The sequence below is a fragment of the Martinezella sp. CNPSo 3957 genome (assembly GCF_057784395.1).
This window is the reverse complement of record NZ_JBXSOU010000006.1, coordinates 180,106-206,433: the sequence shown is the minus strand read 5'-3', so window position 1 is coordinate 206,433 and position 26,328 is coordinate 180,106. Positions and strand designations below refer to the sequence as shown.

The following is a 26,328-nucleotide window of genomic DNA, read 5'->3' as shown; positions in this document are numbered from 1 at the left end:
ATTTAAATGCTTTGCTATGTCGTCCCCTCTCCCCGCGAGCGGGAGAGGGCTAGGGTGAGGGGCCATGCTCGAAAGGACGGCAAGACCCTCATTATATTGACCAAAATCCTATGCCGGCGACCTCTCCATCGCCGTCCAGTCCGGCGCGACCGACGAACCGAGACCGATCGCACGGATAACCGAGCCGATCGCAAGCTGCCCCGCTTCGATCCGCAATCGTGTGCGGCCATTGCTGACGCGGTAGAGATCGGAATGCGCCCTGGCGAAATCAGCCTGCTCCGCCTCCGGCGCACCGGCCATGCCGTCGACGTAGTGATGACCGTTGCGCTCGATATGCGTCATGCCGATGAGGGAAGCGAGCGCCAGATCCTGCTGCACGGCAAGCCCGCCCTGCGTCGTCAGGTCCTCCGCCGACAGGAAATAGGGAATGCCATCCTCGGCACTCCATTTGGCGACGCGGGCACGGTTCAATAGCGAGCGATAGAAACCCTTGCAGGATTTCGATGATATGCCGGTATAGCCGAGCCCTCTTGCCGTGACGAAGGCATCGATATCGGCATCGGATTCGTCGATCTCCACCGGCTTGAAGGCGGCCAGCGCCTTCACCGGCTTTTCGAAAGCATGGGCGCGAGCGATCGGCTGCTCGACGAACAGGATCGAAGAGGCGAAACGCACAAGCCTCGGCTGGTCCTTCACGCGGGCCAGCAGATCGGCAACCGCTTCGGCAGATGAAAATTGTTCGTTGCCATCGAGAGTCACTGAATAGCTGGGCACCTTGGCATCGATAATGGCAGCGATGCGGCAGAGACGATCGATATCGGCCTCGGGCGCTCCCGAAACCTTGACCTTGAAGAAGGTCAGGCCATAGGCGTCGATCGCCTCTTCGAAAGTCTCCGGCAGACCGTCATTCAGACGCTCGCTTGCCGGAATATCGCCTGATACGATGGCATCGACCAGACCGACCGTATGGCGGGCGGCGAGGCTCGCCGCCGGTTCCAGGGTCGAAAGGAAACCTGAGAGATCGAAGCCCGATAGATCGCGCGCGGTGGAGGCATCGATACCGGGCCGGTTCGCCTTGATTGCTCTCGCGACCGTCAGCCCATCCAGCCGGCAGAGCGCGTCGAGAACAGCCCGGTTTGCAAGCGCCAGGCCGAAGGATGCGACAAGCCCGTTCAGCTTCTCAGCCGCTGCCCGGGCGTGATGCGAGGCCTCGACGGCAGCATGCAGGCCAAAGGCTGTCCCCGATCCCGCACCCCTCAACGCATCGAGCGCCAAAGCGAGGGAGCGACGCAGCTGATTTTCATTGTCGGCGTTAGAAAGCTCGGGCGATTTGTCGAACCATTTCGGCACCATCAGCTCGGCCGCCATGCCCTCGGCTGACCGTCCCTGTGCATCCTCGATGCGCACGCGCAGAAAAATCTGCCGCGCCTCCCGCAGGGTCGCTGCCCCGAAACGGAAGGGAAGCCGCAGCTTGACCGGGCGCTCGAATGTCTCGGCCTCGACAAGCCTGATTTTCAATGGATCGGTCATGATGCTGGTCGGCTCCTGTTATGGTCAGGCAAGTTTATTCGTGTACGCATTGCATGCATGGCCCCTCACCCCAGCCCTCTCCCCGCAAGCGGGGAGAGGGAGTCTTCCAGTCTATATCCAGCCCGAAATTGAGATAGCGAGTTGGTTTGCTCTGTCGCCCCCTCTCGCCGTTTCAACGGGAAGAGGGCTGGGGTGAGGGGCTATTCAAGTTCATTGCAGAAGCAGTTTACCGCAAGCCAATCGCATCGCCCTGTGGCAGGGATAGATCGTGTCGGTACGACAGACTTCATGATTTTCCTCCATGCCCGATTCCCTCCAGAATCGGGAAAAGCAAACACTTGGTCGGTCAAGCAATGTAACCATATGGTTACAAGATCGCGCGTTACCTCCGACCTTGTCAATTACCTTTTGAAAATTTCTCGAAACCACTGCACTGCACGGCGTTACACCCGGATCGAAGCAAGCGTGACGGCAACGATATGCTCGCCCCAGGCATTGAGCGCATCCGGCGCCGTCAGCTTGCGTGCGAAAATGGTCGACAGCGTATGGCGGTTCGACAGATAGAAGAAACCGAGCGCCGCGATCGTGAGATAAACGGATATCGGATCGACTGCCGGCCGGAAAATGCCGAGCGCCTCCCCGCGACGCAGCACATCGGAAAGCTCGTCGATCAGATGCGAATGCATGGCCGAGATTCTATCGGAGCGCTGCAGATAATGCGCGTGATGCAGGTTTTCGGTGGCAAGCAGGCTCAAAAACTCAGGATGCGCTAGGAAATGCCGCCAGGTGAACAAGGCCAGCTCCCGCATCCCCTCCTCTGGATGACGATGCGCCAGATCCAGCTGCTTTTCGGCATTGCGGATTGTCGCATAGCTCGCCTCCAGTACCGCGAGATAGAGCCCCTCCTTGTCGCCGAAATAGTGATAGAGCATCCGCTTATTGGTCTGTGCCCGCGCTGCGATCGCATCCACCCGGGCGCCGCCGAAACCATGCGCGGCAAATTCTTCCGTCGCCGCGTCCAGGATCGTGGCATGGGTGCGCTGCGGATTGCGCGATGCTTTTCTCGACCGCTTGTCCATGGTCTTGCCGGCATCCGCTTGTGCTTTATTTTCAGTCTCTTGTCTCGCCCTGCCCGCCATGGACGATCTCCTTCCGAATGGTAGCATTAGCGACGGACGCTGCCTGTTCCGGCATGCATCGTTTTGATTGCCACGCGATTGGCGCTTGACAGCGGTCGCGTTTCTATCCAACTTGTAACCAAATAGTTATATCATGCAAAGCAGTTCGTAAATCATCGGTTCGCTGGGGAGGAGACCAGGATGACGTTGACGATCGACCGCCGGCAGTTGCTTGCCGGCATGGCAGCCACACTTGCTTTCAGCAGTATCGGACTTTCCCGCGCCAATGCGGCAACCGCGATGCGCCTTCTTTGGTGGGGGTCGAAGGAGCGCAGCGACCGGACATTTGCAGCGGTAAAGGCCTATCAGGCCAAGAACCCGGATATCACCATCGCCGGCGAATCCTTCGGCTGGGACAGCTATTGGACGCGCCTCGCCACCCAGACCGGGGGCGGCAATGCGCCCGACCTCATCCAGATGGATTATCGCTACATCTTCGAATATGCCCGCCGCGGCGCGCTGCTCGACATGACGCCCTATTTCGGCAAGAGCTTGAAGATCGAGGATTTCGGCCCGGCGAACATCGATTCCGGCAAGGTGGACAACAAGATTTACGGCGTCAGCCTCGGCGTGAACTCCTCGATGGTCGTCGTCAATACGGCCGCGTGGGACCAAGCCGGCGTCGAGCCGCCGCGTGACGGTATGACATGGGAGCAGCTCGGCGATGCCTGCGCCAAGGTCACAGCTGCCAAGAAGCGCCGCGGCTTTTACGGCACGGCGGACGCAAGTGGCGGCGAACCGGCTTTCGAATGCTGGCTGCGCCAGCGCGGCAAGGCGCTCTATACGGCCGACGGCAAGCTGGCTTTCGAGGCCAAGGACGCAACCGAATGGTTCGACTTCTGGGGCCATATGCGAGAGATCGGCGCTTGCACGCCAGCCGACGTTCAGGCGCTGGACCAGCAGACCCTCGAAACCGACATGCTCGTGACCAAGAAGGCAGCGGTCAGCTACGCCCATTCCAACCAGTTCGTCGCCATTCAGGGCCTGGTCAAGGAGAAGCTCGACCTAGTCGCCTATCCGAGCAACCCGGGCAGCAAGCCCGGTCAGTATCTGAAGCCGTCGATGCTGATGTCGGTTTCGGCAACATCCCAGAACAAGGATGCCGCCGTCGCCTTCGTCAACTACCTGGTCGAAGACCCGGAAGGCACCAAGGCACTCGGAGTCGAGCGCGGCGTTCCGCCTTCAAAAAAGATTCGCGATCTGCTGACGCCGGATCTGGATCCCGTTAGTAAACAGGTGGTCGATTATATCGGCCGGTTGACGCCGCATGTCGGCCCACTGCCGCCATCCCCGCCGAACGGCGCTGGCGAGAATGCATTCCTGCTGAAGAAGATCGCCGAGGAGGTGGCCTTCGGCAAAACCAGCGCACAGGACGCTGGCACCAAGTTCACCGAACAGGCAGCAGCAAACATCACGCGAGGCTGACACCGTGGGTACAAACAGCAAGAGCGTTGCCGGCGGCTTGACCGTCGGCGCGCGCGCGCCGTTGCGCGTGGAAACCGCCTATAAGGCGCCGAGCGCATTCGCGCGGAACGCACCCGGCTATCTCTTCCTTCTGCCGTGGTTCATCGGCTTCTTCGGACTGACCCTCGGCCCGGCGATCGCCTCGCTCTATCTCTCCTTCACCGACTATAATCTGCTGCAGTCGCCAAACCTCGTCGGTATGGAGAACTACGTGCGGATCGCGACGGCCGACGACAAATTTCTGTCGTCGATGAAGGTGACGCTGTTCTACGTCGTCTGTTCGGTGCCGCTGAAGCTCGCCTTCGCGCTGCTGGTGGCGCTGCTGCTCAACCGCGGCATCAAGGGCCTGCCGGTCTATCGCGCCATCTTCTACCTGCCGTCGCTGCTCGGCTCCAGCGTCGCGATCGCCGTGCTGTGGCGGCAGATCTTCGATGCCGACGGCATCGTCAACACCCTGCTTTGGTACGCCTTCGGCATCAACGGGCCGAGCTGGATCTCCAATCCCGATTATTCGCTCTATACGCTCATCATTCTGGCCATCTGGCAGTTCGGCTCGCCGATGATCATCTTCCTCGCCGGCCTGCGCCAGATCCCAACCGATCTCTACGAGGCCGCCAGCCTCGACGGCGCCTCCAAGGCGCGAATCTTCTTCAAGATCACCCTGCCGCTTCTGACGCCCGTGATCTTCTTCAACGCCGTGGTCCAGACGATCGACGCCTTCAAGGCCTTCACGCCGGCCTATGTGATTTCCTCCGGCACCGGCGGGCCGATCGATTCGACGCTGTTCTATACGCTCTACCTCTACCAGGAAGCCTTCGGCTATTTCCGCATGGGATATGCCTCGGCGCTGGCCTGGATCCTTGTGATCATCATCGCAATCTTCACCGCCTTCTCCTTCCTCTCCGCTCGTTATTGGGTCCACTACGATGACTGACGCGAAGCTCACCCATTTTGCCGAGGACATGAAGCCGCCGCGCGAGCGCCCGTGGTTCTTCTCCATCCTCATCCACGCCGCTCTCATCGCCGCGTCGATCGTGATGCTCTATCCGCTGCTGTGGATGCTCTCAGGCTCGATCAAGGACCAGAACGAGATCTTCGGCACGGCCTCGCTGATCCCCTCGCAATTCGACTTCAGCTCCTATGCCCGCGGCTGGTTCGGCGGCCAGGTTACCTTCGGCAAATTCGTCTGGAATTCAGCCCTCATCGCCGTGCTGTCGGTCATCGGCAACGTGATTTCCTGCTCGCTGGCGGCCTACGCCTTCGCGCGGTTGAACTTCTGGGGCAAGAATTTCTGGTTCGCGCTGATGCTGGGCACGCTGATGCTGCCCTATCACGTCACGCTGATCCCGCAATATATTCTCTTCCTGAAGCTCGGCTGGGTGAAGACCATGCTGCCGCTCGTCGTGCCGAAATTTCTCGCCGTCGACGCCTTCTTCATCTTCCTGATGGTGCAGTTCTTCCGCGGCATTCCCCGCGAGCTGGACGAGGCGGCCATGATGGATGGCTGCAGCCCATGGCGCATCTACTGGCGCATCATGTTGCCTCTGTCGCTTCCGGTTCTGGCAACTGCCGCCATCTTCTCCTTCATCTGGACCTGGGACGATTTCTTCGGGCCGCTAATCTATCTCTCCGACATCAATACCTACACAGTGCAGCTCGGCTTGCGCTCCTTCGTGGATTCCACCGGAAGTTCCGACTGGAGCAGCCTGTTTGCCATGTCGAGCCTGTCGCTGATCCCGGTCTTCTTGATCTTCCTCTTCTTCCAGAGGCTGCTGATCGACGGCATCGCGACCGCCGGCCTCAAACGCTGATTATGAACCCCGCAGTCCCGAATACCCAAGATTTGGGGCTGCGAACCAACAAACCCACGAAAGGAAATGTCGCATGAGCGCGCTGCGCTTCGCCGCCATCGGCCTCAATCACGATCATATCTACGGGCAGGTCAACGTTATGCTGCGGGCCGGCGCCGAACTCGTCGCCTTCCACGCAGTGGAAGACGATCTTGCCGCTGTCTTCGCCGAGCGTTTCCCGCAGGCACGACGCGTTGTCGACAAAAGGGAAATCCTCGAGGACAGCTCCATCGCGCTGATCGTCAGCGCCGCGATTTCCAGCGAGCGCGCCGGCCTTGCCATCGAGGCCATGCGCCACGGCAAGGACGTGATGCTCGACAAGCCCGGCATGGTGACGCTGGATCAACTGGCAGACGTCAAAAAGGTGCAGGCCGAAACCAAGCGCATCGTCTCCATCCTCTACTCCGAGCACTTCGAAACGGCATCGACAGTCAAGGCCGGCGAATTGGTCAAGGCCGGCGCCATCGGCAAGGTCATTCACACGACGGGCCTCGGACCGCACCGTCTGCGCAAGCCGACCCGGCCGGACTGGTTCTTCGACCGCAAACGCTATGGCGGCATCATCGCCGACATCGCCTCGCATCAATGCGAGCAGTTCTTGTTTTTCGCTAACTCGCTCGAAGCAGAGGTCTTGTCGGCCACAGTGTCCAATCGCGCCAATCCGGAAACACCGGGCCTGCAGGACTATGGCGATTTCCATGTGAGGACGCCTGATGTGACGGGCTATGTCCGTGTCGACTGGTTCACGCCGGACGGGCTTTCCACCTGGGGCGACGGCCGCTTGTTCATCGTCGGCACGGAAGGGACGATCGAGCTGCGCAAATATATCGACGTCGCCGGCCGTCCCGGCACCGATCACCTCTTCCTCACCGACCGCAAGGGCATGCAGCATATCGATTGCAGCGGAGTGGAATTGCCCTATGGCCGCCAGCTTGTAGCCGACATAAGAGACCGCACCGAAACGGCCATGGGCCAGGAACATTGTTTCAAGGCCATGGAGCTGGCGCTGAAGGCGCAGGCGCTTGCCGAGGCAACATCGCTCAAGAACGCTCAGAGGTAATTGCGACATGTCCGACATCAAGAAAGTCGCGATCATCGGCCTCGGCATCGGCCGCTCCCACATTGTCGAAGGCTATCTGCCGCATCCGGACCGTTTCGAGGTCGCCGTCCTTTGCGATCTCAACGAGGAACGCCTGAACACGGTCGGCGATGAATTCGGCATCGCGAGACGCCTCAAGGATTTCTCCGAAGTCCTCAACATGCCCGATATCGACATCATCGATATCTGCACGCCGCCCGGCTCGCATTTCCAGCTGATCATGCAGGCACTTGCCGCCGGCAAGCATGTGGTCTGCGAAAAGCCGCTCGTGGGATCGCTGGCCGATGTCGATGCCGTCATCGCGGCCGAAAAGACCGCTAAGGGCCGGCTGATGCCGATCTTCCAGTATCGCTATGGCGACGGTATCCAGAAGGCCAAGCGCATCATCGCTTCAGGCATCGCCGGCAAGGCCTATGTCGCCACGTCGGAGACGCATTGGGTGCGCGGCGCCGATTACTACGCGGTCCCCTGGCGCGGCAAGTGGGACACAGAGCTCGGCGGCGTGCTGATGACGCACTCCATCCATCTGCACGATATGCTCACCTATCTGATGGGGCCGATCGCAGGCCTCTTCGGTCGCGTCGCCACCAGCGTCAACGATATCGAGGTCGAGGATTGCGCCAGCGCCAGCCTGCTGATGGAAAACGGTGCACTCGCCACCATCAGCGCTACGCTCGGCTCGCAGGAGCAGATCAGCCGCCTGCGCCTCGCCTTCGAAAACGTCCTGATCGAAAGCAACCACGAGCCCTACAGCCCCGGCCAGGACCCCTGGAAGATCATTCCCGCCAATGACGAGATCGGCGCGAAGATCGATGCGCTGCTCGCCGACTGGTCGCCGATCCCCAACCGTTTCAATACGCAGATGAGGCTGTTCCACGACGCGCTGGTGTCGGGCGGCCCGCTGCCGGTGACCACAGTCGATGCCCGCCAGGCGCTGGAACTGGTCACGGCATTCTATGAATCGTCGGAAACCCGCACCGAAGTCCGCTTTCCGGTCGGGCCGGAAGCCAAGAAATACAAGAGCTGGAGGCCGTCATGAACGTTGCCCCGCGAGCCATCAGGACCAACAAGGAGGGAGCGCCCATGGCGACAAGCGTATCGCTGCAGAAGGTTATCAAGCGCTATGGTGAGCTTCAGGTGGTTCACGGGATTGACCTCGAAATCGAGCCGGGGGAATTCACCGTCTTCGTCGGTCCCTCCGGCTGCGGCAAGTCCACGCTGCTGCGCATGATCGCCGGCCTCGAGCCGATTTCCGGCGGCGGGCTTTATCTCGACGGCAGCCGCATGAACGATGTCCCCGCTTCCAAGCGCGGCATCGCCATGGTCTTCCAGTCCTATGCGCTCTATCCGCATATGACGGTCTACAAGAACCTCGCCTTCGGCCTCGAAACCGCGGGCATGAAGAAGCAGGACATCCAGCCGCGCGTCGAAAAGGCGGCGGAGATCCTGCAGATCAAGCAGCTGCTGCAGCGCAAGCCGAAGCAGCTTTCCGGCGGCCAGCGCCAGCGCGTCGCCATCGGCCGCGCCATCGTGCGCGAGCCCAACATCTTCCTCTTCGACGAGCCGCTCTCGAACCTCGATGCAGAACTGCGCGTGCAGATGCGCGTCGAGATCGCCCGCCTGCACCAGCGTCTCGGCAATACCATGATCTACGTCACCCACGACCAGACCGAAGCCATGACCATGGCCGACAAGATCGTCGTGCTCAATGGCGGCAAGATCGAGCAGGTCGGCGCTCCCCTCGACCTCTACAACAGGCCGAAGAACAAGTTCGTCGCCGGCTTCATCGGCTCGCCGAAGATGAACTTTCTCGATGCCAAGATCGTCGCCTCCGACGACGGCTCCGCCGTCATCGATCTCGCCGGCCAGACCGTACGCCTGCCGCGCCGGCTCGGTGGTCTCCAGCCCGGACAGCCCGTGACACTTGGCGCGCGCCCGGAACATTTGAACGTCGGCGATCGCGGCTTAGGGCTCGGCAATGCCCGCGTCGATCTCGTCGAGCACCTCGGCGGGCAGACAATCCTCTACGTCACACTGCATGGCGGCCAGGCGCTGACGGTTGCGCTCGAAGATCAGCAGGCCATCCGCGCGGGCGAAACGGTCAGCATTCACATCGATCCCGAGCGTTGCCATCTGTTCGGGCCGGATGGGATGACTTTGTAGGAGCGTGTTGAAGCAGGTGGGGCCTATCTCGCCCCTGGCGGGCGAGAAAGTAAAAACTTAGGATTAGGCGAGGGCTCGTCCCTCGTCTAATCCTTAGTTTTTACAAGAGTGGGGGTAGGCATGGACGCAATCAGCGTCAAGTTTATTGGTGCAAGAAACTGCCCCCTCTCTTGCAATTTCAATGGCTTAGAAATTGCGCTGAGCTTTTGAGCACGCTAAAGCCTCCAATGTCGCAATTCCTAAACCAGTGAAATTGCTTTCTCGCCCGCCTGGGGCGAGATGACCCTTCGTATCCCGCCGCCAACTAAACCTCGACGACCCGCCGGCTGCCGATAGCGCGAATCTGGCCGGATGGAATGACATCGGCCGGAACGCCTTCCCGCCTATACAGGCGAAGCCGCCGGCTGCCCGGCGCAAGATGGAACCAGTCATCCTCCGCCCGATAGGCTTCCAGATCGATCTGCACCGATTGCGCCAGCCGGTCGGTGCTCAGATCAAGGAACCAGTCCTCGCCCTCCTGCACCGCCGACGCCGTGATTTCGGCATCGTGGAACGCCTTGGTGCGCCCAAGCGGGAAGTAAAAAGCCTGGGCGATAACAGCGCCGGTCGCCGAGGCTGTCAGCCGTGCGACAGTGACATCATGCGATGGCGGTCCGAAACGGAAAGCGTATGTCGTGTCGAAGAAGGCGCCGAAAAGTTCAGTGCACGCTATCTTTTGCTTACCGCGCGCTTCGAGCACCAGGTCGCGGCCACCGCCGACGACGATCTGGCGGCCATCGCGCAAGCAGGAGACCTCGACGGTCAGATCGAGCGCCGCATCGCTCTCGTTGATGACATGCACATCGAGGCCGTTCGTGCCTTCATCCATGAGCAGCACCTGCACCGGCCGGAAGGCGCGGCGCAGCGCATACCAGACCGGCTTCGGCTCTCCCGTCGAATCGATCACACCCCAACCGGCGCCGGGAAGCAGGTCCTGCAGCGTCCAGACGAGCGCGCCGTTGCAGCCGGAACCTTGACGGCGCCACTCGGCATAGGTCTCCTCGGCCACTTCGCCGGTCACCGCGCGCGAAAGGTTGAGATAGAGATCGGGGTCTTCGCGTCGAAGCTTGTTGGGCTCGAAACCGTAGAGTTCCTGAAGATAATGATCGCGCACATCCTCGAAATCCCAGGATGCGCCGCGATCACGCGGCACGCGCTCTTTCCATAGTGGGCTATGGACTGCCGGAACCGGCAGGTGCTGGCCGAGCGTGCGGGCTTGCGGCACGTGCGCGAAGGCCAGGCTCTCGGCGGCGAAGCGAACATCGGCGCGGCGGCCATCGGCGAGCGGCCGCATATAGGCGCCGACGCCATAATAATGCGTGACGCCGGCATTCGGTGAAAACGGCATCGGGCCGCCCGAGGGCGAATTGACGACATAGGGCACATCCGGCCGTAGCGCTTGCACCAGCGGCGGGATGATTTCCTCGACGATAGGACTTTTCCAGAACTGCTCGGGCAGGCCCATCATGGCTGCCTGCTGGTGGATCTCGCTGCCACCGCAAAGGATAGCCAGTGAGGGCGACAGCCGGGTACCGCTGAGAAGCTGCGAAACCTCCGTCTCGACATGGGCATTGAACGCCTTGTCGTTCTTCGGATAGTCGAAATTGGCAAACATGAAATCCTGCCAGACCATCAGGCCAAGTTCGTCGCACAGACGGTAGAACTCCGACGTCTCATAGGCCATGGTGCCGCCGATGCGGATCATGTTCATGCCGGCCTCGGCCGCCAGCCGCAGCCAACTCTCGTAATCCTCGCGATCGCCGGGCAGGCGCACGATATCCACCGTAGTCCAGACCGCGCCGCGGCAAAAGATCCGCTCGCCATTGACGATGACAGCGAAATCCTGCCCATCGGCGCCACGATCGACCGACAGCCGGCGGAAACCGGTCTGCCCCAGCGCGTGCTCGACGCCATTGACGACGAGGGTGACGTCATGGAGTTGCGGAACGCCATGCGTATGCGGCCACCAGGGCGCCACATCAGGCATTTTCAGGATAGCGGTATAGCGGCCGGCACCAGTCTTCTCGAAAGCCTGTTCAGCATCGCCGCACCGTAGTGTCAGCTCTTCGACATCGCCTTCGATCGAAAGCGAGGCATAGAGCCTGCCCTCGCCATTCTCGAGCAGGTCCGGCCGCAAGGAGAGATCGCGGATCACGGGGGCGCCGGGACGCAGCAGCGAAATCGGCCGCCACGGGCCGACGGCCTGAACCTCAGGGCACCAGCCGGGCATATGGCCGAGCAGCGTCGTGCGCACCATCCGCAAGCCCTGTGGCGTGATCATCTGCGGCCGCCAACGGGCGCGTGGGCCGGGTTCCAAAAGCTTCGGCTCCAGCGCACGGAAGCAGAGCGCCAGCTCGTCACCGCCAAGCAAGGTGACATCGACGTCGTGAGCCTCGAACATGCTTTCGGAAACAAGGATTTGCTGGCCGTTGAGGAAGACTTCGCAAAGCGTCGCGAGCCCCTCGAGCCGCAAGACCGCCTCACCGGCGTCAGCATCCACCAGACGGCAGATGTACCAGGCATCGCGGTCATGAAGAGGCTGCGGCTTCGTCCGGTCGAAGCGTCCGGCCTTTTCCAGGGCTTCCGCCACCGTGCCGGGCACAGGCGCCGGGATAAAGCCGGACGTCAGCGGCACATCGGAGGGCAAGAGGCAGGTGCCCGCCTCCGTCAATACCAGATTCCAACCCTCGCTCAGCCGCATTCCACCGCCGAGATCCGCCAAGCGCCCGCCCATGACATTTTTCGAGGGATTGCCCCCGCCCCAATATGTTCAGAAATAACACAGCCGTATGGCGGTCCAACGGAAGCCGATCAGAGCTTCCGTTCGAGCTCGCTCATCATGGAATCCCACGCATCGGCGGCGGGATCAAGCGCCGTCCGCAATGGCTCGAATTTCTTGCGCGTGATGGCCCGGGCCAGCTGGAACTGCACCGACTTCGCCGTCTCGGAAATTTTCCGTGCCTCGGCTGCCGCATCGGACAAATCGGCTGAAAGCCAGTCGAAATGGCTGCCGGCAAGCTCGAAATTGGCGCCGAGCTGACGCAGTGTGTTGAAGGCGTATTTATGGAAGAAACCGAATGGCCGTTCGGCGACCGCTTCCACCTGCGCCGGGAAGACCTCCGCGAAGGCGCGGATCGGATTGGCCAGCGGACGACGGCGGAAATGGAAAGACAGAAGCTGCTGCGCCGTCTGACGGATCGCAGCCTCACCCGGTGCCTTCTCCGGAAATTTCGCAAATTCCGTATAGGGCAGGAAGGGCAGATCTTCATCCGTCAGATGCAGCTGGAAGAGCCCGTCGAAGTCCTCGCCCGACAGCTGGAAGAATCCGCCATTGTGGAAGTAGTCGAGCGTGCGGCCCTGCATGTCGAGCCGGTTGATCGCGACCGTCGTCTTGCCGTGTTCGCGGCGGTAGCCGACCCCTTGAGTATCCGGCATGAAGAAGGAATCCATCTCCACCAGGCAGAGCCGGCCACGGCCGATCTGCTCGGCGACATGGTTCTGAACCTTGTCGTAGATCGCAAGCTCGGTGCAGCGCAAGCTGTAGAGCGCTTCCAGATCCTCGAGCGGCACCTTGAAGAAGGTGAACTGATCGCCCTCGAAATCCTGTGTCAGCGTAAAGCCGAGCATGGCTTCCGGCGGCAGCTTCAGGCTCGAAAGAACCTCGATCCAGAGGTCGATGTAGCAGTTGGTCTCGGGCCACATGCGCTCGCTGTCGTGTAGCGCATGTGGCTTGTAGGCGGCGGGATCCAGTCCCTGAAACACGGCATCCATGGGTGCGATCAGCCCCACAGCGTCTTGCGCACGCTCTCGGGCCATTCCCTAGTGTCGAGACCGTGGGTGTGGAACAGCGCCAGCGCGATGCGCTCCAGGCCGAAGCCGACGCAGGCCGTATGCACGACCCTGCCATCGGCGAAGTTCAGACCCCATTTCGTGCCGAAGGCATCCTGATGATAGTTGAAGCTCATGCAGGCTGTGGGATTGGCCACGGAGGTGATCGGGATCAGCAGCTCGAACTTTAGGTTCTGGTCGCGCTGGTTGTTGGCGAGCATCTTGCCGGCGCGACCGAAGAACGGATCGTTGGCGACATCGATGGTCACGTCGAGACCGACGGCCTTCATCATCTCGACACCGCGATCCATCCAGCTCTGGCGGAAATCCGTCACATGCTTTTCGCTGCCCATGCAGACATATTCGCGCATGCGGAACAGCTGCTGGCGGGCCGGGTCCTTAGAGGGCTCGTGGCGGAAGCAATAGGACTGCAGATCGTAAAGCGCGCCGTTTTCCGGAATGGCACCGCGCTTGGCAACCGTCGGATAGAGCGGATAGCAAGCCGCCGGCGTCAGCACGATATCGGTCGCCTGCTGGTCTTTCGTCCAGTCGTCGCCGACTTCCATGCACTTCAGCAGGCTCATATGGTCGAGCTCGTTGCCACAGAAGCTGTGCACCGTGCCGGCCAGTTGCGGGAAGCTCTTCATGTAACCGCTCGTCTCAAAGAAGGCGCGGTTCATGCCGGGCGGAAAACGGATGGCTTCGGCGCCATCGGCGCCGCCGAATCTATCGATCAAGCGCTCGAAAGCGGAAATCACGTCTTCGAACTGGCCGCTGCGGCCGTAGAGACCATCAACGCCGGTGTCGATCAGCAGGCCGGAATCGAAAAGGCGGTCGAGAAACGATGTTTGCATATCCATGACGGTTACCCCAACAGGCTGGTATCTTGTTTGTGGACGAGCAGCATGGTCGACGTATTGCCGAGAATGCGGTCATTCGAGATCATCAATTGCGCCGAGTGCGCATCGCGCAGGTGGCGGCCGAGGCTGTAGGGCGTACCGTTCTTGTACCCCATGATGCCGCAGATGAGCATTGCGTGGTTGATGATCGGTAGGATCATCTCCGACGACGCGATCTTGACGTTGTTCATCGCCACGGCGAAGGCCATCGACGACAGGCGGTCCGCATCGAGCTTCGCCTCTTCATAGGCCTTCAGCCCGGCAACCACATTGGATTTCACCATTTGCAGCATGCTGGAGGCTTCGGCGAGGCGCAACGCGCCGGGCGGCTGTACGCCAGGAGACTTGCGGGCGGCGGCTCGCACGAACGCCTGCGCGCGGGAAACCGCGTCGGCGGCAATGCCGTACCATACGCCGCTCCAGAGCAGGTGCGAGCTTGCGAGCATCGACTGTGCAGCGATCTCGGCAAACGGCTTTGGCAGGATCTGCTTGGCCGGAGCTTTACCTTTGAACAGGAAACCGTCGGAACAGGTGCCACGCATGCCGAGCGTGTTCCACTCGACGGTGCGCTTGATGTCGTATTGATCTTTCAGGAAGCAGGTCAGCACCTGATCGGAGGACGCCGCCTCGGCATGGCTGCGCGAGGTGATCAGAATGGCGTCGGCATGGGCGCCATAGGAAATAACTGTCGCATCCTTTTCGAGGGTGCAGGTATCGCCTTCGACATTGATGGCGCAGATGCTGTTGCGTAGATTGCCGCCGATCCCGCCCTCGGTCGTCGCCGACGCAAGCAGCAGCTGTTCCCTGGCGATGCGGCGCATGAAGTCGCGGTGCCAATCGCTATCGACGCCGTGCTCGACCAGGCTCGAAAGCTTGATCTGATGCATGGCGAAGACCATGGCGCTGGCCGCGCAAGCCTGACCGAGGATCGAGCAAAGCTCGGCGATTTCGGTCATCGACGTGCCTTCGCCGCCGAGTTCGGTGGGGATCTGGATGGAGAGCAGCTTTTCGGCGCGCATGGCGTCGACGGCTTCGCGCGGGAAACGGCCCTCGGCATCGACGGCATCGGCGTGTTGGCTGGCGATCGCTGCGACGCGGGCGGCGCGCACCGCCGCTCCCTCGCCCGTCCCAACCTCGAGTAGAGCGACCGCCGCAGTCATCAGGCGACCTTTCTGCTGTCCAGGATCATGCCGACGGTTCTTTCGATCGCGGCGATGCTGGCGAAGGACTTGCGGTTCAGCAGGTTGTCGGGAAATTCGATGTCGAAGGCTTCCTCGATGCCCAGCATCAGCTGTACGGAAGCGAAGGAAGACAGCCCCGTCGCGTAAAGATCAGCATCGTCTTCAATCTGATCGATAGCAACGGGAAGCGTACCGAACTTGGCCAGCAAATCGCGAATCGTCTTGTTCATAGTCTAGTCCCTTCTGGCAATGGCAAGCATAACCGCAGTTACGCAGTCTTATTCTTCGCCGAGAGGTAACAGGCAAAATAGAAAATTCCGCTAAGCGACGTGGTAAATGAAAACAACTTATACTTGGTGGGAAATTGCTATATCCTAGACTTTTCCGATTGAAATTTACCAAACGTTAGTCATCTAAATCGCGGCCCGCGCATTAATATTATATATTCCTGATATAAGGGCGTGGTGCTTTTTTGGAAAGCCGCAGGTCTCACGTCGGTTAACGTGCCAAAATTCGTCACAACGTTTGCGCTAGAAATGCAATCCCAATCGGAGCGCTGGCAAAAGTATAGACCCTTTGTAACGAGTACTAACCTTCCGGCGGATAGACGTGGTCACCGCCCCTGTAATCCGAAATCGAATAGCAGCCCTCGCCCAGTTCGCGAACCGCGCTTCGACCGATGTCGGCCTTGCCGTAGCCACCGGGAATATCGAGAATGTAGGTCGGCTGGCAAAGGCCGGAAATCCGGCCGCGCAGGCTTGCTACTATCGCTTGTCCTTCGGCGATCGTGAGGCGGAAGTGGCTGGTGCCGGGCGCAAGGTCCGGATGATGCAGATAATATGGCTTCACCCGCGTTTCGACAAAAGCCCTCATCAGCGCCGCCAGCACCTCCGGATCGTCATTGACGCCCTTCAACAGAACCGACTGGCTGATAAGCACGATTCCCGCATCGACCAACCGGCCGCAGGCAGCGCGCGCCTCCTGCGTCATCTCCCGCGGATGATTGGCATGCAGCGCTACATAGATGGTCTTGCCGCTCGCCTTCAGTGCCGCAATCAGCGCCGCATCGACCCGCAAAGGATCTACGACGGGGATGCGGGTATGGAAGCGGACGATCTTCACATGCTCGATATCGGCAAGCTGCCCGAGAATCTCTTCCAGGCGCCGCGGTGAAAGCACCAGCGGATCGCCGCCGGTCAGAATGACCTCCCAGATCTCCTTGTGCTCGCGGATATAGGCAAAGGCGCCGTCAAGCGCGGCGCCATCCAGCGTGCCGAGCCCCTGCGGTCCGACCATCTCGCGGCGGAAGCAAAAACGGCAATAGACCGGGCAGACATGCACGGCCTTCAGAAGCACACGGTCGGGATAGCGGTGCACAATGCCCTCGACCGGGCTATGTGCGTGATCGCCGATCGGATCGGCGCGCTCCTCGGGCGTGACGACGAGTTCCGCCGGATCAGGCACGAACTGCCGGGCTATGGGATCGGCGGGGTTTTCGGCGTCGATCAGTCGCGTCACGGTCGGCGTCAGGGCGACGGCATAGCGCTCCGCCACGGCTTCGAGCGCCACTGCCTGATCGGCGTCGATCAGCCCGGCGCGCTCAAGTTCACCGATAGTCCGGATTGGGCGCATCACATTCATGCGTCATACTCCGCGACTGGCGCCCACAGAACCTGCTCGATCCGCGAAGCGCCGGTTGCCAACATCACAAGCCGGTCGAAGCCCAGCGCGATGCCGCTTGCGTCAGGCATGACGGCAAGCGCCTGCAGAAACTCCTCGTCCAGCGGATAGGTCTCGCCATAGACGCGCTGCTTTTCCGCCATCTCGATCTCGAAGCGGCGGCGCTGCTCCTCGGCATTGGTAAGCTCGCCAAAGGCATTGGCAAGCTCAACGCCGCAGGCATAGAGCTCGAAACGCTCGGCAACGCGGTGGTCGGCTGCCGACGGCCGGGCAAGGGCTGCCTCGGAAACGGGATATTCGTCGAGGATCGTGACGCGGCCAAAGCCGAGATTGGGTTCGATCTTCTCAACCAGCACCCGGCTGAAAAGATCCTGCCAGAGATCGTCGTCGGCAACGCGGATGCCAGCCTGCCGCATATCCGCCGCCAAGCGCTCGCGATCCGTCGATCCGTCGAGACCAATGGACGCAAAGAGATCGATGCCGGCGTAACGTTCGAAAGCGGCTGAGACGCTGATGCGCTCGGGCTGGAGGAACGGATCGGTTTCTGCGCCGCGGTAGCTGAATTTCTTTGCCCCGACCGTCTCGGCCGCAAGCCCCAGGATTGCGGCGCAATCGGCCATCAGGGCCTCGTAGCTCTCTCCTGCCCGGTACCATTCCAGCATGGTGAATTCCGGATGATGCAGCGGCCCGCGCTCGCGATTGCGGTAGACATGCGCAAAGCAGGCGATGCGCTCCTCGCCCGCCGCAAGCAGCTTCTTGCAGGCAAATTCCGGCGAGGTGTGCAGATAGAGGGGCAGCGTTTTGCCATCCGTCGTCGCCGCCTCGGTCTCGAAAGCATGCAGATGCGCCTCGTTGCCGGGTGACACCTGCAGCGTCGCCGTATCGACCTCGATGAAGTCGTTGCGCGCAAAGAAAACCCGCAACGCAGCCTGAATGGCATTGCGGCCGATGAGGAACGGCCGCCGGTCCGCATGGACATTGCGGGTCCACCAGGGGGACGCTTTGCTCGTCTTCGGCTTCATTCCTAGCTTTCTTCGGGGCACGACCCACGCAAGGGGGTGGCAATTTCCATTGATTTAGGGTAGTTGCGCCCCCAAGCAAACAAAAGCTGCGTCTCGGAGAGCATTCAGACAGTCCCTCTACGACGCAAAACGCAGCGTTACAAGGAAGTCTTATGGTCAAGGTCATCGCCTCTTCGGTCCGCAAGGGCAACGTTCTCGACGTCGACGGCAAGCTCTACGTCGTTCTCACCGCTCAGAACTTTCATCCGGGCAAGGGCACTCCGGTCACCCAGGTCGACATGCGCCGCATCGTCGACGGCGTGAAGGTCTCCGAGCGTTGGCGCACGACCGAACAGGTCGAGCGCGCCTTCGTCGAAGACGTGAACTTCCAGTACCTCTATGAAGACGGCGAAGGCTTCCACTTCATGAACCCGGCCACCTACGATCAGGTCGTGGTCGATGTCGAAACCATGGGCGACCAGAAGGCCTATCTCCAGGAAGGCATGACCTGCATCCTGTCGATCCACGAAGGCATCCCGCTCGCGATCGAACTGCCGCGCCATGTCACGCTCGAAATCAGCGAGACAGAGCCGGTCGTGAAGGGCCAGACGGCATCCTCTTCCTACAAGCCTGCCATACTGTCGAACGGCATCCGCACCCTGGTGCCGCCGCACATTACCGCCGGCACCCGCGTCGTCATCGCCACGGAAGACAATTCCTACGTCGAGCGCGCCAAGGACTGAGCTTCAAGCTCATAGCTTGCATGAAGAACGCCTCGTCCTCGCGACGGGGCGTTTTGCGTTTTGGGCGGTTGAAGCCAGAGGATCGCATGAAGATGGATCCCACCGTCTTAGGGAGCACTGGCTTTTTTCTCGCCCGCCCGCATTGCACTGGCAGCTTCGGGAGGCGTTTGCATATCGGTGCTGTGCTCATGCGGAGCGAGGGACTGCAGATGCAGGATGCGCGGCGACATGGAGTTCATAAAGGCATCGGAGCGGCCGATGTAGATCAGGGTCGCACCCTCCAGTTCAGTGAGCATAGCGAACGCCTTCGCCTGAACTTCAGCCTCGAGCCCTTCCATGGCATCGTCGAAGACGATCCATTTCGGCTTCGCGAGCAGCAGATGCGCAAAGCCGACAGCCTTCTGCTCTTCGGTATCGAGCAATCGATCCCAGCGGGCCTGCGTATCGAGACGGCTCTTCAGCCGGCCGAGCCCCACCTTGTCGATGACGGCCTCGACAGCGGCATCGTCGTAGGCGTCCGGATCATCCGGAAAACAGATTGCCTCCCTGAGCGTGCCGGTCGGCACATAGGGCGTATGGGGCACGAAGAGCATGTCGTCCATCGGCGGCAGGCTGACCGTGCCCGAGCCGCTGTACCACTGGTGCGCCAGCACCTCGAACAGCAGCCTGCGGTTTACGCCGTGATCGCCATTGATCATCACATGCTCGCCGGCATTGATCGTGACCGTACCCTCCGCGATCCGGAAGCCGTTTTCAGTCGCATCGTCGCTGGTCTTCGTCGAAATCTCAAGATCGGTCCAAACCATCGTCCCGGGTGCCGCTTTCTCAAAGACGAGGGTGTGCGGCATCGGCGTCTTGTCGTCCATCTCCGTCAGCGCCTTGCGGAAATCGGTCACGCGCATCAGCGTCGCGCGCCATTCGGCGATCGGGCCGAAATTCGCGACATACCAGCGCAGCGCCGAATTGACCTGATTGAAGGCGCCGACCGCCACCATCAGCTGACCGAAGGTCAAGCCTCCGGAGAAATAGGCGGGCGCAGCAACGAGGATCGGAATGATGAGCACCAGCCAGCCATAGCCGGCGGACACCCAGGTGAGATTGGTATTGGCGATGGCAAGCTGCCGGATGACGGCAAGCACGGCCGATATATCGAGATTGATCCGCCGGCGCTCGTTCTCTTCGCCGCCGGCAATCGTGATCGCCGGCATATGCTCGTTGGCATGCATGAGCGCAAAGCGCAGCTCGGCCTCTTTCGAATAGCGATCCGCATTCAGCCGCACGAGGCGGCGGCCGACGAATTGGCTGAGGAACGATGCCGATCCGGCATAGAGGATTGCCGCCCAGACCATGTAGCCGGGGATGGCGAAACTCATGCCGTTGACTTTGAATACCATGCCGCTGGAAAGCTCCCAGAGCACGCCGATAAAGCTCAGCAGCAGGATCGTCGCCTGCACCAGACCGATGGCAAGCCCGGTCGTGCTTTCCGCGAGGTTGCGGGCATCTTCATGCAGACGCTGGTCTGGATTGACGCCGATCAGGCCGGAAGAGGCGAGACGAAGCGCGCGCTTCGCCTGAAGCCACTGATTGACGAGATCACGCGCCAGACCCTCGCGCATGTACAGCGCGGTCATCTGGTTGAGCCAGGCCTGGATGACGTTGAGGACCAGAAGCGAACCGGCGATGATGCCGAAGACGCCGAGCTGATGGAAGAAAGCGGTGATATCGCGCCTTGCCAGCGAATCGTAGAAGGGCGCGTTCCAATTGTTGAGCAGCACCTGAACATAGGCCGTGACGAGGATGATTGCGAAAAGCGCGACGACAAGAATAATGAGCTTGATGCGGACCGGCGAATTCCAGAACGCGGAAAACATCATCCTCAACCGAAAGAAGAGGCTCAAATCGTATCCGACCTGCTCGTTCCCCTGCCCATTCGGCTTGGCTTGCGTATCAACTGCCATCAGCACTTCCCTGCCACGCGTCCCGTCAGTTAATCATGAGCCGCCCTCATGTCCACCCTTGCAATAGATCGGTGGGATCACATTCCTATATACACGGTTTCGCGTCTTGAACCGAATAAGGCCAGCAATTAGCTTGCGCTTGAAAGATTGAGAAAGCCTTCCGATGCAATTTCAGGGAACTGCCGACTATATTGCCGACAAGGATCTGATGGTCGCCGTCAATGCTGCCATAAGGCTGGAGCGTCCGCTTCTCGTAAAGGGCGAACCCGGTACGGGCAAGACCGAACTCGCACGCCAGGTGGCCACCGCGCTCGACCTTGACCTGATCGAGTGGAATGTCAAATCGACGACGAAGGCCCAGCAGGGTCTCTACGAATATGATGCGGTTTCGCGCCTGCGCGACAGCCAGCTCGGCGACATCAGAGTTCATGATGTCAGCAACTATATCCGTCAGGGCAAGCTTTGGCAGGCCTTCACCTCGCCGACGAAGTGCGTGCTGCTGATCGACGAGATCGACAAGGCCGATATCGAATTCCCGAACGATCTCCTGCAGGAACTCGACCGCATGGAATTCCACGTCTACGAGACCGGTGAGACGATCCGGGCCGCGATCCGCCCGATCGTCATCATCACCTCGAATAACGAGAAGGAGCTGCCGGACGCCTTCCTGCGCCGCTGCTTCTTCCATTATATCCGCTTCCCCGACATGGGGACGCTGACGCGCATCGTCGAGGTGCACTATCCCGGCATCAAGCAGACGCTCGTCCATGCGGCACTGACGCAATTCTTTGAAATCCGCGACGTGCCGGGCCTGAAGAAGAAGCCCTCGACCTCGGAAGCGCTCGACTGGATCCGCCTGCTGGTCGCAGACGATATCGAGCCGGAAACATTGCGCGCCGATGCGAAGAACGTATTGCCGAAACTCCATGGCGCGCTTCTGAAGAACGAGCAGGATGTGCACCTCTTCGAGCGGCTGGCCTTCATGGCACGTGGGCAGGGACGATAATGCAACCCGATGCCGTAAAGGTTTTGATCTATGCTGTGCGGGATCGGCATCTGCTGGTATTCGATGAGCCAGACTTCCCCGCCGTCCAGCTCCAGGTTCCCGGTGGCACTGTCGAATCCCGTGAGGACATTGTAGCGGCCGCAGCGCGCGAATTCGAGGAGGAGACCGGTTTTGCGCCGCGCGAACTCCATCCGCTTGGCGTCCACGACTACCGTTTCGAAAAGAACGGCCGCGATTACTATCACCAACGGCACTATTTCCGCTGCGGTATCTCCGAGCGAGCGCCTGCCACTTGGCTCCACCACGAAATGACGCCTTTCGACGGTGGCGACCCGATCGGCTTCCGCTTCTTCTGGCTACCGATCGAGACCGCCAGCCAGCGCCTCGGTTATGGCATGGAAGCTCTCATTAAACATCTGTAGGCCGTATCGCGCCTCTGGACTGGACCCACCGACTTCCATCGACGCTTGTCCCCATTGACCCGCGGAGGCAGCAGGTCTATTGAATTTCCCTCGTGGTGATTTGGCCGGCCGGCTTGCAGCCACGTTAAATAAGTCGCTAAAGGGCCGCGTGCGGACCGGTAGCGATTCATCGCGGCCGGTTTTTTTGTATTTGGCGAGTGAAAAGATGCCCATCAAGATTCCCGATACGCTCCCCGCGTTTGAAACCCTTCAGAACGAAGGTGTGCGGGTGATGACCGAAACGGTGGCGTTCCGTCAGGATATCCGCCCTCTTCAGATCGGGCTTCTCAACCTCATGCCGAACAAGATCAAGACCGAGGTCCAGATGGCGCGCCTGGTCGGCGCATCGCCGCTGCAGGTGGAGTTTTCCCTGGTGCGTGTTGGCGCGCACAAGGCCAAGAACACCTCCGAAGAGCATCTCCTCGCCTTTTACCAAACGTGGGAAGAGGTGAAGCACCGCAAGTTCGACGGCTTCATCATCACGGGTGCGCCGATCGAGCTGCTGGAATATGAGGACGTCACCTACTGGAACGAGATGCAGGAGATCTTGGACTGGACGACGACCAACGTCCATTCGACGATGAACGTCTGCTGGGGCGCGATGGCGGCGATCTATCATTTCCACAAGGTGCCGAAATACACGCTGAAGGAAAAGGCTTTCGGCGTCTATCGTCACCAGAACCTGAAGCCCTCCTCGGTCTATCTCAACGGCTTCTCCGACGATTTCGCCATTCCGGTGTCGCGCTGGACCGAAGTGCGCCGCGCCGATATCGAAAAGGTGCCCGGCTTGCAGATCCTGATGGATTCGAGCGAGATGGGCGTCTGCCTCGTGCACGAGCAGGCTTGTAACCGGCTCTACATGTTCAATCACGTGGAGTATGATTCCACCTCGCTGGCGGATGAGTATTTCCGCGATGTGAATGCGGGCGTGCCGATCAAGATGCCGCACAACTATTTCCCGCATAACGATCCGGAAATTCCTCCGCAGAACCGGTGGCGCAGCCACGCGCATCTGTTCTTCGGCAACTGGATCAACGAGATCTACCAGACCACGCCGTATGATCTGGAGGAGATCGGCCAGGAAAGGATTTGAGGCTTGTTCATTCCCTTCTTCCTGAAGCTCAAGGAAGCGAAGGTTCCGGTGACGCTCCGGGAATTCCTGTCGCTGCTTGAAGGAATGGAAGAAGGGATTGCTGATTACGACGTCGAGGCCTTCTACTATTTGGCGCGCGCGACGCTGATCAAGGACGAGCGCTTCATCGACCGTTTCGACCAGGTCTTCGCCGATTACTTTCGTGGCGTCGAGGCGATCGCCAGCAATGCCGATGGAGAAGCGGTGGAGCCGACCGTCCTTCCCGAGGAATGGCTGCGCAAGCTCGCCGAGCGACATCTGACGGAAGAGGAAAGACGGTAGATCGAGGCACTCGGCGGCTTCGACAAGCTGATGGAGACGCTGCGCGAGCGGCTGGCCGAGCAGAAGGGCCGGCACCAGGGCGGCTCGAAATGGATCGGCACGGCGGGCACCTCGCCCTTCGGCGCCTACGGCTACAATCCGGAAGGCGTGCGCATCGGCCAGGAAACCTCGCGCCACCGCCGCGCGGTAAAAGTCTGGGACCGGCGCGACTTCAGGAACCTCGACGACGGCGTCGAACTCGGCACCCGCAATATCAAGGTGGCGCTGAAGCGCCTGCGCCGCTGGGTTCGCGAGGGGGCAGCCGAAGAACTGGATCTTTCCGGCACCATCCGCTCTACCGCCGAACATGGCTATCTCGATGTCCAGACACGGCCGGAGCGCCGCAACGCCGTCAAGCTGCTGATGTTCTTCGATGTCGGCGGCTCGATGGACGACCATATCCGCGTCGTGGAGGAACTCTTCTCCGCCGCCCGCGCGGAGTTCCGCCACATGGAGTATTTCTACTTTCACAACTGCCTCTACGAGGGCGTGTGGAAGGACAATCGCCGCCGGCGCGTCGACATCACGGCGACGACCGATCTCATCCGCACCTTCGGCCCCGACTACCGTGTCGTCTTCGTCGGCGACGCATCCATGAGCCCCTACGAGATCTCTCAGCCGGGCGGCTCGGTGGAGCATTGGAACAAGGAGGCTGGGGAGGCCTGGCTCACTCGCATGACAGGCCATTTCCGCAAATGCATCTGGATCAACCCCGTGCCGGAAAGCTATTGGGGCCATACGACCTCGATCTCGATGATCCGTCGGCTGATGAGCGATCGCATGTACCCTCTGACACTCGGCGGGCTGGAAAAGGCGACAAAGGAACTGTCGCGCTGAGCTTAGTTCTCTTGGAGCGGCCACAGTCGTATTTGCGAACCCAAACGCTACCAAATCACCACAACCACTTGTAGAAAAAGAGACGTAGGAAAAACTGGCTCAGATCACTGGGGAAGCTGTTGGAGATGTGCGTGCGCTATGCTGTTCGATTGGTTTCTTCATCTCAACTATTTTGTTGGTCTCCCAGCCGGCGAGATCAGAGGAAGGAGGTTTTTCCGGCCAGTGGGACCAGACCCATTCTGACGCCGGCCGCTGCGAAAAATGCCGTGTGGGAATAGTAAGGCATGGCAGATTTATGACGATCAGCGCGAACAACGGCTGGAGCGCCACGGCGGAGACCAGCCGATATGGAAATGTGAACTACGCGGTAGGCACAGGACGATGGAGCCCTCAAACCGGCGTATACAGCTCAAAGCCGTTCGATATCTTTCTTGCCATTCATGGCGATAGGCTGATGATAATCATGGCTATCGGAGAGGCGGATGGGTCAAAGCGACCGATCAAAGCGCTTTTCAGCAGGAAGCCGGTTAAATTTCTCAACGACAAGACCTAGCAGGCGGATGCATTTTCCATGGATGCGGCAGAAAGAACGCTATGCCAACGATCAAGCGCCCCTCCCAAAAAACCAAAGCAAACTGTCCGCTTGTCTTACGCGTCGTACATTCATAGCGTAGCCTGCCTGTCCGAAGCTATTGGGGAAAGCTCTGGTGAACCTTGATCCCCTTCCGCTTGCCCTTAAATTTCGCCTCTGACCGGTTGCGGAACCGTGCGAATGGAGGCAGGGTCTGGTCTCGCATACTCAAAAGCAATGGATGAGCTGATATGACGGAAAGCACTTTGCAGCGGGAACATTTTGGGACGACGGCGGATGGAGATACCGTTTATCGCGTCAAGATCGTCGGTGGCGGCCTGACCGCCCATATCATGTCCTGGGGGGCGGTCATCCAGGATCTGCGCCTTGACGGCCACGAGCCCTCGCTTCTGCTCGGCTTCGACAATTTCGCCGACTATCCGGCCCATTCCTCCTATTTCGGCGCCACGCCCGGCCGCTGCGCCAACCGCATCGGCGCTGGCCGCTTCACGCTCGACGGCAAGCAGTATCAGCTGGAGCTCAATGAAAAAGGCGTCACCCATCTGCATGGCGGCAAGGACAATATCGCCAAGCGCAACTGGACCATCGTCGAGCACGATACCGACCGTGTCGTCCTGAAGATTGTCGATCCCGACGGCCGCGCCGGCTATCCCGGCAATTGCACGATCCAGGCAACCTATTGGGTCCATGGCAATGGCGAATTGTCGGTCACCTACGAATCGACCACCGACCAGCCCACTCTCGCCAATGTGTGCCAGCACGCCTATTTCAACCTCGACGGCCGCGACGATGCGCTCGGTCACGATATCATGATCGCCGCCGATCACTACACACCGACGGACGACAAACAGATACCGACAGGGGAAATCCGCTCCGTCGAAGGCACTGCCTTCGATTTCCGCGAGATGTCGCCGATGAAGCGCTTCGAAGGAAGTGAGCAGGCGCTCTACGATCATAATTTCTGCCTCTCCAGCGAGCGCACCGCCAAACGCTCCGTCGTGCTTGCCCGCAGCGTCAATTCCGGCGTCTCGCTCGAAGTGCGCACCACCGAGCCCGGCGTGCAGTTCTATGCGGGTTTCAAGCTCGATGTGCCGGTTCCCGGTCATGACGGCCGCAAGATCGGCCCGTTTGCCGGTTTCTGCCTGGAAACGCAGGTCTGGCCCGATGCCATCAACCATGAAGGCTTCCCCAATGCTGTGCTCCGCCCGGGCGAGGTATTGCGGCAGGAAACGGATTACATCTTCACGAAGAACTAAGCCGGGCATGCCCTGCTCTCACCCTAATCGGCCGGGCGTCCAAAGCGCCCGGCCGATTCTTTTTTGCACTGCGGACAGATTCATCTTGTGAATTGGTTCTAAGTAGGTTC

At 60.3% G+C, this 26,328-nt stretch carries 21 protein-coding genes, 1 pseudogene and 1 riboswitch; of the genes and pseudogenes, 12 read left to right on the top strand and 10 right to left on the bottom strand.

The window, feature by feature from the left end; genetic code table 11:
- Positions 1-108: 108 nt before the first annotated feature.
- Positions 109-1,530 carry a mandelate racemase gene (locus AC13QE_RS16700; protein WP_488484488.1) on the bottom strand — a complete coding sequence of 474 codons (1,422 nt, stop codon included), beginning with the start codon at positions 1,528-1,530 and terminating at the stop codon, positions 109-111.
- A gap of 443 nt (positions 1,531-1,973) precedes the next feature.
- Positions 1,974-2,669 carry a TetR family transcriptional regulator gene (locus tag AC13QE_RS16695; protein WP_132719926.1) on the bottom strand — a complete coding sequence of 232 codons (696 nt, stop codon included), beginning with the start codon at positions 2,667-2,669 and terminating at the stop codon, positions 1,974-1,976.
- 180 nt (positions 2,670-2,849) lie between these two features.
- Between AC13QE_RS16695 and AC13QE_RS16690 the strand changes: the two genes are divergently transcribed.
- The 6 genes from AC13QE_RS16690 to AC13QE_RS16665 all read left to right on the top strand — a co-directional run bounded on the left by AC13QE_RS16690 (position 2,850) and on the right by AC13QE_RS16665 (position 9,284).
- On the top strand, positions 2,850-4,133 hold the full coding sequence (locus AC13QE_RS16690) for an extracellular solute-binding protein (protein ID WP_132719925.1): 1,284 nt from the start codon (positions 2,850-2,852) through the stop codon (positions 4,131-4,133).
- A 61-nt stretch (positions 4,134-4,194) separates the two neighbouring features.
- Positions 4,195-5,106 carry a carbohydrate ABC transporter permease gene (locus AC13QE_RS16685; protein WP_488484581.1) on the top strand — a complete coding sequence of 304 codons (912 nt, stop codon included), beginning with the start codon at positions 4,195-4,197 and terminating at the stop codon, positions 5,104-5,106.
- A complete protein-coding gene (locus AC13QE_RS16680; protein WP_488484487.1) occupies positions 5,099-5,983 on the top strand; it encodes a carbohydrate ABC transporter permease in 885 nt (294 codons plus the stop codon). The genes AC13QE_RS16685 and AC13QE_RS16680 overlap by 8 nt, the downstream gene beginning before the upstream one ends.
- A gap of 73 nt (positions 5,984-6,056) precedes the next feature.
- Positions 6,057-7,082: a Gfo/Idh/MocA family protein gene (locus AC13QE_RS16675; RefSeq protein ID WP_488484486.1), complete on the top strand. Its 1,026-nt coding sequence runs from the start codon at positions 6,057-6,059 to the stop codon at positions 7,080-7,082.
- 7 nt (positions 7,083-7,089) lie between these two features.
- Positions 7,090-8,160 carry a Gfo/Idh/MocA family protein gene (locus AC13QE_RS16670; protein ID WP_488484485.1) on the top strand — a complete coding sequence of 357 codons (1,071 nt, stop codon included), beginning with the start codon at positions 7,090-7,092 and terminating at the stop codon, positions 8,158-8,160.
- A 44-nt stretch (positions 8,161-8,204) separates the two neighbouring features.
- Entirely contained in the window at positions 8,205-9,284 is a 1,080-nt protein-coding gene (locus AC13QE_RS16665; RefSeq protein ID WP_488484580.1) for an ABC transporter ATP-binding protein, read from the top strand.
- Between the two features lie 304 nt (positions 9,285-9,588).
- Here the strand turns inward: AC13QE_RS16665 and AC13QE_RS16660 are convergent, their stop codons facing one another.
- The 7 genes from AC13QE_RS16660 to epmA all read right to left on the bottom strand — a co-directional run bounded on the left by AC13QE_RS16660 (position 9,589) and on the right by epmA (position 17,933).
- Positions 9,589-12,057, bottom strand: a complete 2,469-nt coding sequence (locus AC13QE_RS16660; RefSeq protein WP_488484484.1) for a glycoside hydrolase family 2 protein — start codon at positions 12,055-12,057, stop codon at positions 9,589-9,591.
- Between the two features lie 77 nt (positions 12,058-12,134).
- Complete coding sequence (locus tag AC13QE_RS16655) at positions 12,135-13,094, bottom strand: DUF1839 family protein (protein ID WP_488484579.1); 960 nt, start codon at positions 13,092-13,094, stop codon at positions 12,135-12,137.
- Positions 13,095-13,102: 8 nt separating this feature from the next.
- On the bottom strand, positions 13,103-14,011 hold the full coding sequence (locus AC13QE_RS16650; protein WP_488484483.1) for an amino acid--[acyl-carrier-protein] ligase: 909 nt from the start codon (positions 14,009-14,011) through the stop codon (positions 13,103-13,105).
- A gap of 5 nt (positions 14,012-14,016) precedes the next feature.
- Positions 14,017-15,210 carry an acyl-CoA dehydrogenase family protein gene (locus tag AC13QE_RS16645; RefSeq protein ID WP_488484482.1) on the bottom strand — a complete coding sequence of 398 codons (1,194 nt, stop codon included), beginning with the start codon at positions 15,208-15,210 and terminating at the stop codon, positions 14,017-14,019.
- Complete coding sequence (locus AC13QE_RS16640) at positions 15,210-15,461, bottom strand: acyl carrier protein (protein ID WP_132719908.1); 252 nt, start codon at positions 15,459-15,461, stop codon at positions 15,210-15,212. The genes AC13QE_RS16645 and AC13QE_RS16640 overlap by 1 nt, the downstream gene beginning before the upstream one ends.
- Positions 15,462-15,819: 358 nt before the next feature.
- Positions 15,820-16,872 carry a lysine-2,3-aminomutase-like protein gene (locus tag AC13QE_RS16635; protein ID WP_488484481.1) on the bottom strand — a complete coding sequence of 351 codons (1,053 nt, stop codon included), beginning with the start codon at positions 16,870-16,872 and terminating at the stop codon, positions 15,820-15,822.
- Entirely contained in the window at positions 16,869-17,933 is a 1,065-nt protein-coding gene (gene epmA / locus AC13QE_RS16630; RefSeq protein WP_488484480.1) for an EF-P lysine aminoacylase EpmA, read from the bottom strand. Before epmA ends, AC13QE_RS16635 begins: the two co-directional genes overlap by 4 nt.
- A 152-nt stretch (positions 17,934-18,085) precedes the next feature.
- Here epmA and efp point away from each other — a divergent pair, with 152 nt between their 5' ends.
- The gene (gene efp / locus AC13QE_RS16625) at positions 18,086-18,655 is read left to right on the top strand and encodes an elongation factor P (RefSeq protein ID WP_015341611.1); all 570 of its coding nucleotides are present in this window, start codon (positions 18,086-18,088) and stop codon (positions 18,653-18,655) included.
- Between the two features lie 107 nt (positions 18,656-18,762).
- Here efp and AC13QE_RS16620 read toward each other — a convergent pair whose 3' ends face one another.
- Positions 18,763-20,613, bottom strand: coding sequence for an ABC transporter ATP-binding protein/permease (locus AC13QE_RS16620; RefSeq protein ID WP_488484479.1), 1,851 nt, complete (start codon positions 20,611-20,613; stop codon positions 18,763-18,765).
- A 163-nt stretch (positions 20,614-20,776) separates the two neighbouring features.
- Here AC13QE_RS16620 and AC13QE_RS16615 point away from each other — a divergent pair, with 163 nt between their 5' ends.
- The 5 genes and pseudogenes from AC13QE_RS16615 (at position 20,777) to AC13QE_RS16595 (ending at position 26,218) form a co-directional block, all read left to right on the top strand.
- Positions 20,777-21,619 (top strand): AAA family ATPase, encoded by an 843-nt coding sequence (locus tag AC13QE_RS16615; protein ID WP_488484478.1) that lies wholly within the window; start codon positions 20,777-20,779, stop codon positions 21,617-21,619.
- Complete coding sequence (locus AC13QE_RS16610) at positions 21,619-22,041, top strand: NUDIX domain-containing protein (RefSeq protein WP_488484477.1); 423 nt, start codon at positions 21,619-21,621, stop codon at positions 22,039-22,041. The genes AC13QE_RS16615 and AC13QE_RS16610 overlap by 1 nt, the downstream gene beginning before the upstream one ends.
- An 82-nt stretch (positions 22,042-22,123) precedes the next feature.
- Positions 22,124-22,201: riboswitch (SAM riboswitch) on the top strand.
- 45 nt (positions 22,202-22,246) lie between these two features.
- A complete protein-coding gene (metA, locus tag AC13QE_RS16605; RefSeq protein WP_488484476.1) occupies positions 22,247-23,173 on the top strand; it encodes a homoserine O-acetyltransferase MetA in 927 nt (308 codons plus the stop codon).
- A gap of 3 nt (positions 23,174-23,176) precedes the next feature.
- A pseudogene (locus tag AC13QE_RS16600) lies at positions 23,177-24,370 on the top strand (vWA domain-containing protein).
- A gap of 822 nt (positions 24,371-25,192) precedes the next feature.
- Entirely contained in the window at positions 25,193-26,218 is a 1,026-nt protein-coding gene (locus tag AC13QE_RS16595; RefSeq protein ID WP_488484475.1) for an aldose epimerase family protein, read from the top strand.
- The last annotated feature ends 110 nt before the right edge of the window (positions 26,219-26,328 follow it).